The 11,987-nt window shown below is 40.5% G+C and carries 9 protein-coding genes; 7 read left to right on the top strand and 2 right to left on the bottom strand.

Annotation, left to right across the window (positions count from 1 at the left end):
- Positions 1 to 165 precede the first annotated feature (165 nt).
- Positions 166 to 609 carry a GNAT family N-acetyltransferase gene (locus BQ9859_RS09795; protein WP_075877972.1) on the bottom strand — a complete coding sequence of 148 codons (444 nt, stop codon included), beginning with the start codon at positions 607 to 609 and terminating at the stop codon, positions 166 to 168.
- Positions 610 to 621: 12 nt separating this feature from the next.
- Entirely contained in the window at positions 622 to 1,017 is a 396-nt protein-coding gene (locus BQ9859_RS09790) for a thioesterase family protein (RefSeq protein ID WP_075877971.1), read from the bottom strand.
- A gap of 89 nt (positions 1,018 to 1,106) precedes the next feature.
- On the opposite strand from BQ9859_RS09790, the gene BQ9859_RS09785 reads away from it, so the two are divergent.
- From BQ9859_RS09785 to BQ9859_RS09750, 7 genes are all read left to right on the top strand, one after another.
- The gene (locus BQ9859_RS09785) at positions 1,107 to 1,712 is read left to right on the top strand and encodes a hypothetical protein (RefSeq protein ID WP_075877970.1); all 606 of its coding nucleotides are present in this window, start codon (positions 1,107 to 1,109) and stop codon (positions 1,710 to 1,712) included.
- A 56-nt stretch (positions 1,713 to 1,768) separates the two neighbouring features.
- Positions 1,769 to 2,407, top strand: coding sequence for a deoxyribose-phosphate aldolase (deoC, locus tag BQ9859_RS09780; protein WP_075877969.1), 639 nt, complete (start codon positions 1,769 to 1,771; stop codon positions 2,405 to 2,407).
- A gap of 129 nt (positions 2,408 to 2,536) precedes the next feature.
- Complete coding sequence (locus BQ9859_RS09775; protein ID WP_075877968.1) at positions 2,537 to 3,967, top strand: NAD(P)/FAD-dependent oxidoreductase; 1,431 nt, start codon at positions 2,537 to 2,539, stop codon at positions 3,965 to 3,967.
- Entirely contained in the window at positions 3,955 to 5,205 is a 1,251-nt protein-coding gene (locus BQ9859_RS09770) for an NAD(P)/FAD-dependent oxidoreductase (RefSeq protein WP_075877967.1), read from the top strand. The genes BQ9859_RS09775 and BQ9859_RS09770 overlap by 13 nt, the downstream gene beginning before the upstream one ends.
- Positions 5,202 to 5,576, top strand: coding sequence for a DUF1667 domain-containing protein (locus tag BQ9859_RS09765; RefSeq protein WP_075877966.1), 375 nt, complete (start codon positions 5,202 to 5,204; stop codon positions 5,574 to 5,576). The genes BQ9859_RS09770 and BQ9859_RS09765 overlap by 4 nt, the downstream gene beginning before the upstream one ends.
- A gap of 76 nt (positions 5,577 to 5,652) precedes the next feature.
- Positions 5,653 to 6,387 carry an EFR1 family ferrodoxin gene (locus BQ9859_RS09760; protein ID WP_075877965.1) on the top strand — a complete coding sequence of 245 codons (735 nt, stop codon included), beginning with the start codon at positions 5,653 to 5,655 and terminating at the stop codon, positions 6,385 to 6,387.
- 540 nt (positions 6,388 to 6,927) lie between these two features.
- Positions 6,928 to 11,895 (top strand): discoidin domain-containing protein, encoded by a 4,968-nt coding sequence (locus BQ9859_RS09750; RefSeq protein ID WP_143404412.1) that lies wholly within the window; start codon positions 6,928 to 6,930, stop codon positions 11,893 to 11,895.
- The last annotated feature ends 92 nt before the right edge of the window (positions 11,896 to 11,987 follow it).

The raw sequence follows: 11,987 nt of genomic DNA, 5'->3' as shown, positions 1-11,987 counted from the left end.
GGAGATACTATCGAGGATATCAAACGATTGACGGTTGATATCCTTTTTTTCTAATAGATATTTCTGCATGCGCTTTCTCTTTAAGCGGCAAAACTGATAAGAAAGATGCAGAAAGCATATTAAAAAAAGAGGCCGGGAGGCCTCAAAGAGGTTGTTTCATGGTCTCTATGATTCTGCTTTTTGTTTGTGGAAAACATATTCTTCGATGCCGGAATCGACATTTTTTCTTTTTTCCGTAATTTCATAGCCGCGATTTAACAAGAACTGGATACCTGGTTTATTTTGACGATAACAGCGGCAATAAAAGCCATCATAATTTTCTTCAAAAAAATGTAATAATGCGGTTCCGATTCCTTTACGCTGATATCCTGGGAATACAAAGATACGCAGACCATTGGAATCCCGTACATAAGCGCCAAATCCTAAGATGACTCCGCCGTCTTCACAAACATATATATCGGAACGGATATCTGAATATTTGAGATGAATGCTTTTATACTGTTTTGTCCAATATGTTTCTTTAAAACCATAATGCGCACTGCGCATGCTCATCAGCCAAATATCGGCGATCGTACCATTTTCTTCTTTAGTTGCTTTACGAATGATCATAAGACTCTTCCCCTAGCTTTCTTTCTTTTGCTGTGCTTTTGCTTCAAATTTCTCTTTATTGACGATGAAACGTGCATGTGTTGCTTCAGAGATACGATCTTTTTCATCTTTAGCTTCGATATGGAAAGTTACTTTTTTTCGGTCAACATCGATGATTTCTGCTGTTGCCCAAACCTTCATTCCCTCCGGCGTAGCTGCATCATGGCTAGCCTGAATGGAAACACCTACGCTTGTTTCACCTTCGTCTAAAAATTGTGATAATAAAGTAGCAGCAGTATTTTCCATCAGGGCAATCATCATAGGTGTTGCATAAACATTTACGATGCCGCTACCAACGCTGCTGGCAAGCAGCTCTTTTGTGACTGTGCATTCTTTTGTCAAAGAAGCATGCAGTTTGATATCTTTCATGTCATTCCCTCTCATTCATTTAAACCTGTGTCCATTATAGCATAGAATTGTTTTTTCCTACCACACTAATGATGATCGGAGTGAGAAAAATGTTCAATTATAGTGAAAGTAAGGATTCTTCCGTGCCCAAAGGAGTCAAAGAAGAAAAAATTGGATGCTGGTTCGAAAAACAGTCTTTCAGCATTTGTACGCAATTGCTTTTTTCCATGCAGCTGATACAGTATGCATGGGAAAGTCATGATCTTCAGATGCGGACACTTCTTTTGAAAATGGCGATGTATCAATTGACAATCAGCGAACAATTTGTCTTATGCTTGCAGGAAATGCAGGGTGAGATCAGAAATGACCAAGACAGGATAGAGGGGATAAAAAACAATTTTTATAATATCGGCTATATGCAGAATAGGAATGCATGCCTTTCAAAAATCAAACAGCAGGCAGATGAAATTTCCTGTTTATGGCAGGCGGGGGCGAGCAGAGCAAAGAAGAAGGAAAATAAAAAAATATTACGGATGTTATATGAACAGGAAAAAGCGCTAAGTGATTGGACCCAGCAATGGATACAAGAGGGGATAGAGCATGCGTATCCCAAGCTTTATACAAAGATCGAAGCGGCATTTGCCCATTTGCATGTGGAAAGTCCCCGCTTTTTTTCGATGCGTGATATCCCGGTGGAAATAGAAGACAAGCAGTGATTGCATGGAGAAACAAACTGTGCTATGCTTTTTTGTAGAGAAAGAAGGAAACATGGATGGAAAAAAACAAATATATCGATCATACTTTATTGAAAGCAGATGCAAAACAAAGCGATATTGAAACGCTTTGTACAGAAGCAAAACAATATCATTTTGCCAGTGTTTGCGTGAATACGTACTGGGTACCATTGTGTACAAAGCTGTTAGAAGGCAGCGATGTAAACGTTTGTTGCGTGGTAGGCTTTCCTTTAGGAGCAATGAGTACCAAAGCAAAAGCGTTTGAAACAAAGCAGGCTCGTGCAGACGGGGCTCAGGAAATTGATATGGTCATCAATGTCGGAGAATTGAAAGCAGGTCATGACCAGGCTGTTTTAGAAGATATTCAAGCGGTAGTGGAAGCAGCACAGGGCGCTTGTGTGAAAGTGATCTTGGAAAACTGTTTGTTGACAAAGGAAGAAATCATTCGCGCATGTCAATTGTGTGTGCAGGCAAAAGCAGATTTTGTAAAAACTTCTACGGGATTTTCGACATCGGGCGCCACGGTAGAAGACGTACGTTTGATGAAAGAAAGCGTGCAGGGGCATTGCAAAGTGAAAGCTGCAGGCGGTATTCGAAGTGCACAGGATATGGAGGCAATGATCGCAGCAGGCGCCGATCGTATTGGAACAAGTGCAGGGCCAAAATTGATGAAATAAATAAAAGAAGCAGACGCTGGTTTGCTTTTTTTTGTTAGATGTGGGTTTTACATTTTTTTTACGATTCACTGTTTGTGTTCTGCTATGAAAAGACGTATGATAAAAATAGATAAACAGGAGGTTTTGATCATGCAGGATATCGTTATCATAGGTGCAGGGATCACTGGCTGTTTTTTAGCTCATGATCTGTCAAAGTATCAGTTGAAAATCACAGTGTTTGATAAAGAAAATGATGTGGCGAATGCGACAACGATGGCAAACAGTGCAATCATCCATGCGGGACATGATCCCAAAGAGGGAACACTGAAAGCAGTGCTCAATCAAAGAGGAGCAAGAATGTATCCTCAAATCTGCCATGATCTGCAAGTGGAGTACCAGATATGCGGCGCCTATGTCGTTGCGCATGATGAAGATGAGATTCAAATTTTAAAAGATCTAAAAAAGCGAGCTGATGAAAGAGGAATCGATGCGCGCTTTGTGAGTTCAAAAGAACTTCTTGCACAAGAACCCAATGTTGCAGATGAAATCATACAGGCTTTGGAGATTCCGCAAACGGCTGTCGTGAATCCCTGGCAATGTGCAACAGCTTTGATGGAGGAAGCCGTTTTAAACGGAGTGCATTTAAAATTAGGCAGCGAAGTGATTGGTATCGATGCATTTGATGATTATTTTATTGTGCATACAGATCAAGGAGAAATCATGACAAAGGTCATCATCAATGCGGCAGGCTGCGGCTGTGAAAAGATTGCCGCTATGATCGAAGATCCGTCCTTTCATATCACCTATAAAAAAGGGGAATATTTTGTGCTGTCCAAATTAGCAAAAGATTTCGTTCATCATGTGATCTATCCAGTTCCCTCTAAACTGGGAAAAGGAGTTTTGGCAGTACCGACGACACATGGAAATATATTATTAGGACCAAACAATACGGTTTGTGAATCAGAAGATGTGTCCACTACTCAAAATGGAATGGATACTGTGCGGGAACGTTTGGCATATATCGTGAAGAATGTTCCTTATGGGGAGATCATACGCAGTTACAGCGGTATTCGGCCAAGCGGCAATCAAGGGGATTTTTATATTCAACCTTCTCAGACATATGATCGTTTGCTTCATGTCGCCTGTATCGATTCACCCGGTTTGGCAAGTGCTCCGGCAATCAGTGAATATGTGATCCAGAAAATGGTTCAGCCTCTTTTGCCATTGCAACCAAAGATGTCCTATGTCCGAAGAAAAGCACCAATCGTGATGGAACATCTCAGCGTGGAAGAAAAAAATCGGTTTATCCGGCAGAACCCTGCCTATGGGCAGATCATATGTAAATGTGAGAATATTTCTTATCAGGAAATTGTGGATGCCATTCATGGACCTTGTGGAGCTAAAACGATCAAAGCGGTCAAAAAACGTGTAAGGGCAGGGATGGGAAAATGTCAGGGAGGCATTTGTGAAAGTGCCGTCGCTAAGATACTGGCTAAGGAATTACAGATTCCTTTGGCTGATGTGCTTTATGATGCTCCTGGATCAGAATTAGGAACGGAGGCAAAACGATGCAAACGGTAGATATCATCGTCATTGGAGGAGGCAGTGCCGGAATGGCTGCTGCACTTTCTGCAAAAGAACAGGGAATCGATTCACTCTTGCTGTTAGAACGGGATGTGGAATTAGGCGGTATTCTGCAGCAATGTATTCACAATGGATTTGGTTTACAGGTTTTTCATGAAGAATTAAGCGGGCCGACTTTTGCCCAGCGGTTGATCGATGAAATGAAAGCCAAAGATATTGCTTATCGTTTACAGACGACCGTTTTATCCATTGGAGCTGATAAAACAGTGACCTATGTGAATCCCAAAGAAGGTTATGTGACGATACAGGCACGTGCAATTATTTTAGCCTGCGGCTGTTTTGAAAGAAGCAGGGGGGCTATTTCCATACCAGGTACACGGCCAAAAGGAATTTATACTGCTGGAACTGCACAAAGATATCTGAATATGGAAAATGTGCTGGTAGGAAAACGGGTATTTATCTTAGGAAGCGGAGATATCGGCTTGATCATGGCGAGAAGGATGACCTTGGAAGGGGCAGAGGTATTGGGAGTGGCAGAAATCATGCCTTATTCTAATGGTTTGATGCGTAATATCGTGCAATGTTTAGAAGATTTTTCCATTCCTCTATATTTGTCGCATACGATCATTGATATCCAAGGAAAAGAACAGGTTGAAAAAGTAGTCATTGCAAAAGTGGATGCAGATCGACAAGTCATCAAAGGAACAGAAAAAGCATTTGCAGTTGATACGGTATTATTGTCTGTCGGTTTAATTCCAGATGTAAACTTGGCAAAAGGTGCAGGCATTCAAATAGATCCTTTTACAAAAGGAGCCATTGTCAATGATCATTTAGAGACAACGGTCAAAGGAATTTATGCTTGTGGAAATGGACTTCATGTGCATGATCTGGTGGATTTTGTAACGCTGGAAGCAAAGCAGGCTGGTCGTTTCGCGGCTCAAGATCTTCAAGAAACATCCTGTGAACAGGAGATGATCAAGGTCGTCGCGGCAGAAGGCTTGCAATATGTCCTTCCACAGAGACTGAATATAAAAAGCAGGGAACCTGTGGTTTTCTCTTTCCGCGTACGACAGCCGCATAAACGATGTGTAATCGAATGTTTGGACCAGGATGAAGTGATCTGTACACAACAGATGCGCTATGCCTTGCCTGCAGAGATGCAGCGATTGACATTGCGTCCAGAACAGCTGCAGAAAATTCATGCTAATGTAAGAATCAGAGTGAGGGATCTATGAAGAAAGAAATGGTATGTATTGTTTGCCCGATGAGTTGTCATTTGCAAGTTACATTGAATGAACAACAGATGGTGGTTCAGGTAGACGGGAATACTTGTCCTAGAGGAGAAGTGTATGCACGAAAAGAATGTACAGCTCCAGAAAGAGTGTTAATTTCTACTGTACGTATTCAAGGAGCGATTCATCCTTTGCTGCCTGTAATCAGCGAAAGGGCGATTTCAAAGGACAAGATACAAGCAGCAATGAAAGAACTCAATGAAATACAAGTTCAGGCACCGGTACACATGTATGATGTGATCATGGAAGATGTAGCTGATACCAAAATTCGTATACTTGCTTCACGAACGATGGAAAAGCAGCAAAAAGAATAGAGAAAGGATTGCCTCCTTTCTTTTTTGCCTGAAAATAGCGTATAATAAGACACGAAAATAAAGGAGGAAGGAATCGATGATCTATTATTTTTCAGGTACAGGGAATTCTAAATGGGTCGCTCAACAGATGGCTGCGCAAATGAACGAGCAGATGCGTGACATTATACCAAAGAGCTCTCAGCATGATCTGCAAGAAGAAAAGTTTATTGGATTTGTCTTTCCTATTTATGCCTGGGGTGTTTGCAAGCCAATGATGGAATTTGTAAAACAATTGCCGCCGACCTCTGCTTTTACTTTTGCGATTTGTACATGTGGAGCCGACAGCGGGAACGCAATGAAAGAATTAAAAAAAGTGTATCGCATCGACAGTTGTTATAGTATCGAAATGCCCAGCAATTACATCATCGGCGAAGATTTAGAACCTGCAGATGTAATCGAGAAAAAAATTGCTGCGGCAAAGCAACAGATCGAAAATATGGCAAGAGAAATATTGGAACATAGAACGATCATGCATGTTCATGAAGGTTCTTTTCCCTGGATGAAGACCAAGATGATCCATCCGCTGTTTGAAAGATTTGCGACAACGACTCGACCCTTTACAATTGATCTGGACCGTTGTAATGGGTGCGGATGGTGTGCCGCCCATTGTCCGGCTGCTACTATTCAAATGGTGGATGGTAAACCGACTTGGAATGAACATTGTTATCAATGCCTGCGTTGTTTAAACGGCTGTCCGCAAACAGCAATCAATTACGGCAAACATACACAAGACAGAAAACGCTATCGCTTAGAAGAATATTTGAAAAGATAGTTGAAGAAAGCATAGATTTTAATAGCTGCAGTATAGGTTGATCCAATCAAGTGAAATATTTGTTTTTGAACAAGTATTTCACTTTTTTGATAAGGAGACTCAGAAAAAAAATAGACAGGATCAAAAAATTGAAGATAATGCTGATCCAGAAGTTCAAGGGACAGGGTGACAAAGGACAAAATGATAAAAAGAGCAACATGTAAGAGGTTACATAACGAACAATAAGATTGCTTTGTACTTTTTAGCAATTTCTTTGTATTAATTAGCAATCGCAAAAAACGAAACTGAAAACGCTTGCAAAACTGAAATTCACAATGGCATAATGTGCGTGCATGAAATAAAAACATTACATAAATTATGCGGATAACAGCAATATGAAGGAGGTATTCAATAAAAACTGATGCATGTTGGTTTTTATTTTTCCATCCAAGATAAATGGTTTGAACGCTTATCTTTGATTCATGCAGGAACATAGAAAGGAAAAGGTATATATAGTATTCTCCTGTAAATGAGAAGATAGATATACCGGGAGGGAAATAGGTGAAAAAGAGAAAAAGAAATGCAGCCCCTAAGGTTGCGTTGGCTGCATTTATGACCTTTTCATGTTTACCAAATGGTGGATTTGCACAAGTGGTGCATGCGAATGAAGATAATTTAGCGTTGCATAAAAAAGCAACGGCGAGTCATTCGTATAATGAAACAACTTTTGCAGCAAAAAATGCTGTAGACGGCGATCTAAAAACACGTTGGGCATCTGAAGGTGATCAAAAACATACGGCATCGTTTATGGTAGATTTGGGCAAAGCAACCGATTTTAATCAGTTTAAGATTTACTTTGAAGATACCAAAGAAGTCACTGTAAAAGACTATGTGATCGAGGGCAGCAATGATCCGGATAAAGGATTTGTTCAACTGTATAAAGCACCAGATCATCTGCAAATAGAAAATGCATTTGAACAAGTTACGCTGCCTGATAAGCAAAACTACCGGTATGTGAAAATTACGATCACAGTGGACGGCTATCCAAGCGTGTCGCTTCGCGAATTTGAAATTTATGATGCAGATGGTTCAAAAGTAACGCCGCAAGATCCTGGCAAGAATGTCGCGTTGCATAAAAAAGGATATTCCAGCTCAGATGAAACAAAGGAACTGAATGCAGATAAAGCATTTGACGGAGATACGGCAAATTCAAAATCTCGATGGTCCAGTCAAGTGGGAAATGCACCGCATTGGCTTTATGTGGATTTAGGTGAACAACGAGATATAAAAACGATTCGTTTGTTTTGGGAAACACGAAAAGCGACGGATTATCAAATTGAAATCAGCGATAATAAAGAACAATGGACACCAGTCAAACAAATGAAATCACGTCCATCCAGCAAAACAGAAACGATCACTTTGGATGAGGTGAAACAGGCTCGTTATGTACGGATTTATATTCATGCGCTTGATGCAAAGGATCCAGATAGCAATATTACATGGAACACCATCTCACTTTATGAAATGGAAGTGTATGGCGGTACGCCTGCTATGTCCATGGAAGATATCAAGCAAAGCATCACAGTGGATGCACCGTCCAAAGAAGCAAATAAGCTTGTCGTTCATCTTCCAAAAGCGGAAGGATATACAGTTACGTATAACGGAACAGACTTGGAACAGGTAGTAGATGATGATCTGACCATTTATCATCCTATTGTAGATAAGACGGTCAATGTATCATTTAAAATTGTCAATGATCAAACAAAAGCGTATGCGTTTAAGGAAATTCCAGTTTTGATCCCCGGCCAATATGAAACTTCTTCGTCAGATAATGCTGCACCGGCTATATTGCCGCAACTGCAGGAGTGGAAAGGAAAGACAGGACAATTTACTCTGCGGGACAGCAGCAAGATCGTATATGCCAGTGATGATCTAAAAGCAGTCGCTGAAGAGATGAAAGCAGATTATACAGCTTTGACTGGAAAAGATATTACAGTGATGAAAGGTGACGAAGCAAATGTAAATCCGGGAGATTTTTATTTTGCTCTCACTTCCGATACTTCTTTAGGATTGATGAAAGAAGGCTATCAAATGGAGATCACTGATAAGCTCACTGTATATGCGGAAACGACTACCGGTGCGTATTGGAGCACAAGAACGATCCTGCAGGCGCTCAAACAAAATTCATTTGAGCGTATTCCGCAAGGTATCGCGCGGGATTATCCATTATATGAAGTGCGCGGTTTTATCCTGGATGTTGGAAGAAAGACATTTACCATGGATTATTTAAAACAGATCGTAAAAGAAATGTCATGGTATAAGCTGAATGACTTCCAAGTGCATCTAAATGATAATTTGATCTTCTTAGAGAATAAACAAGATCCAATGAGCGCTTATTCGGCATTTCGCTTAGAAAGTGATCTGGTAAAAAAAGGCAATGTGCTGACGGGAAAAGAGGGACAGCCTTTAACAGTAGGTGACCAGGTATTACGATATCAACAAGATCTGACAAGTACAGATGTATGGTATACAAAGGAAGAATTTAGAAAATTTATAAAAGAATCCCGGACCTTGGGAGTGAATATTGTGCCTGAAATTGATACGCCGGCACATGCTTTGGCTTTAACAAAAGTATTGCCGCAGCTTCGCTATGGTACGACAGGCCGGGCTACAGACCATTTAGATCTGGTGAATTCATATGACCAGAGCGTAGCTTTTGTACAGACCATATTTTCTGAGTATTTAAATGGAAACGATCCGGTATTTGATAAAGATACGATCGTACACATAGGTGCGGATGAATACAATGCTTCCTCACAGGCATATCGCAAATTTGTGAATGATATGCTGCATTATGTGGAAGGCAGCGGAAGAAAAGCACGTGTGTGGGGAAGCTTTACGCAATGTGCAAAGGGAGAAGATATCGACGCAAAAGGTGTACAGATTAATTTATGGAACTTCGGATATGCAAAAATGAATGAAATGTATGATGAAGGTTTTGATTTGATCAATTGTAATGATGGAAATTATTATATTGTACCGAATGCCGGCTATTACTATGATTATTTAAGTGACAATACGATGTATAATACTGCGATCAATACGATTAGTGGTGTGACGATCCCTGCCGGTGACGATCAGATGGTCGGCGGTGCTTTTGCGGTATGGAATGATATGACAGATTATAAAGAAAACGGAGTAACGGAGTATGATGTCTATCATCGTATCAGCAATATGCCTTTGTTTGGCGCAAAATTATGGGGGAAAGAGGATCTTTCCTTAACAGATGCAAAATCCAGGTCGAAACAGTTAGGAGATGCTCCAAGAACAAATTTCGGTTATGAAGTCCATTCAAAATCAGATGTTTATATGCATCTGCCGATGGATGCGCTGAAAGATACATCCGAAAATGCATTTGCTGTCAGCCCAGGTGAAAAGGCAGAAATCGTGGAAGTCGATGGAAAAAAAGCGTTACGGTTAGAAGGCGGGAAAAGTTATATCCAAACCGGACTTGAAACTGCAGGTCTGAACAGTGATCTTCGTGTAAAAGTAAAACGAACGACAGAGAATACAGATGAACAGATTTTGTTTGAAAGTCCATATGGCAGTATCAAAGCAGTTCAAAAAGAGACCGGGAAAGTAGGCTTCTCTAGAGAATCACGTGATTATTCCTTTGACTATACACTTCCTGTAAATGAGTGGGTAGAGTTAGAATTTAAAAATGAGCAAAACAAGATCCAACTGTATGTAAATGGAAAATGGACAGATACCATTGGCGACGATGAAAAAGTTGAAGGACGGCCGTTGTTAGCGACGATGATGTTCCCAATGGCAAAGATCGGAAGTGAATCACAGGCGTTTATTGGTTACGTGGATGATGTCCGTATTGGTAAAAATGCTGATTTTGCCACTACGATGCCGCTGGATCAGGCATTATGGAACGCATCTTCTATTATCAACGATGAGAATCGTTCTGTTTTAGATCCGTTGATGAAAGAAGCACGGGATATCCTTGCACAATATGATCCTGATGCGGCAGCAATTGATCAGTTGACAGAAAAAATAAATGCGGCCATGAAAGAAAGCAAGTACCAGAAAGCAAATTATGATCGTGTTGAAACATATAAGACACTGATCGATCAATTGGATTCTTTTACAAAAGAAACAGCTTCTGCTGTACAAAAGGCATTGGACAGCATTCGTTACGATTTGCCGAAAAAATTACAATATGTCGTGGATGCCTATGAAACAGCACTTGTAAAAGCGATGGATGCCTTGCAGACAAAAGCATTGAGCAATCTATATTATGTTGATTCTGCTACGATGAAAGCAACTGCTTCCAGTTATCAAGCAGATGGATCTGATCCTGCCAATGTATTGGATGGCAAGACCAATACGATTTGGCATACAGACTGGAATCAAAAGAAGATGCCGCATTGGATTGATTTAGAGATGGATAAGCCTGCAAAAGTGAATGCACTGTTGTATACACCTAGACAAAGCGGGAGCAATGGCAATGTGACAAAATATCGCATTTTGATAAGCGAGAATGGAAAAGATTATAAAGAAATCAAAACTGGTTCTTTAAAAAATGACGCCTCTGTAAAAACGATCTCTTTTGATGCAGTGATGGCGAAACACATTCGCTTGGAATATGTGGAAGCAGTGAATAACAATGGATCTGCTGCAGAAATACGAGTAAAGCTGGCTAATATAGAGGTAAACACAAAAGGATTGCATGTGGCAGTTGCTGAAGCAGAAAAACTAGCGGCTCGTTTACATAAGGACGATCTTACAGAGGAAAGTTGGCAGGCGTATACAGCGAAGATCGAGGAGGCCAAAGAACTTCTCGAACAAAGTGATCCAGATGCAAACAAGGTAGCACAATGTATCTATGATCTGGATTTGATGAAGGCACGCTTGCGTTTACATGATGCGCAGCCAATTCATAAGGATGCTCTTAAAGCCGCAATTGAGAAAGCCGATGCATATTCTGCGTCAAACTATACAGCTGACAGCTGGGCGAATTTGCAAGAAAAATTGAAGATTGCAGAAACTTTGTTAAAGGAGGATACCGTTGATCAAAAGGCAATTGATGCTGCAGCGGACGCACTGAATGAGGCAATTCATGCATTAGTTGAAATACAGGCACCTGTGAAGGAAGATAAGAGTGAATTGTATGCATTGCTGAATAGATATGATGGATTGCATGCCGAAGATCATACAAAAGAAAGCTGGATGCCATTTAAGAAAGCTTATGACGATGCCTGCGCTGTATATCAAAATGAAAGTGCGACAAAAGAAGATATCATGAGCGCATACAGCACGCTTGAAAAAGCAGCAATGAATTTAGAGAAAGTGAAAGAGAAAACAGAAACAAATCTTTCTTCAGAGGATAAGACGACAAAGCCTGTCAAAGAATCTGTTCCTACAGGCAGTGTGCAGACAGCTGCATTACCATTAGCAGCAACGGGTCTTCTTTCATTATGGGGAATTGTGGCAGTTTACTGTAAACGCAAAGAAGAATAAAGCTTTTCTTCGAATGCTAAGATAAGAAAAGATGATTTCATGATTATTATGCAAATCATCTTTTCTTGGTTCTATTGAAAGCAGATTAATTT

The organism is Merdibacter massiliensis, assembly GCF_900155395.1.
In the GTDB taxonomy this organism is placed as follows: domain Bacteria; phylum Bacillota_I; class Bacilli_A; order Erysipelotrichales; family Erysipelotrichaceae; genus Merdibacter; species Merdibacter massiliensis.
The sequence above is the reverse complement of the archived record's forward strand: the minus strand, read 5'-3'. Positions and strand labels throughout refer to the sequence as shown.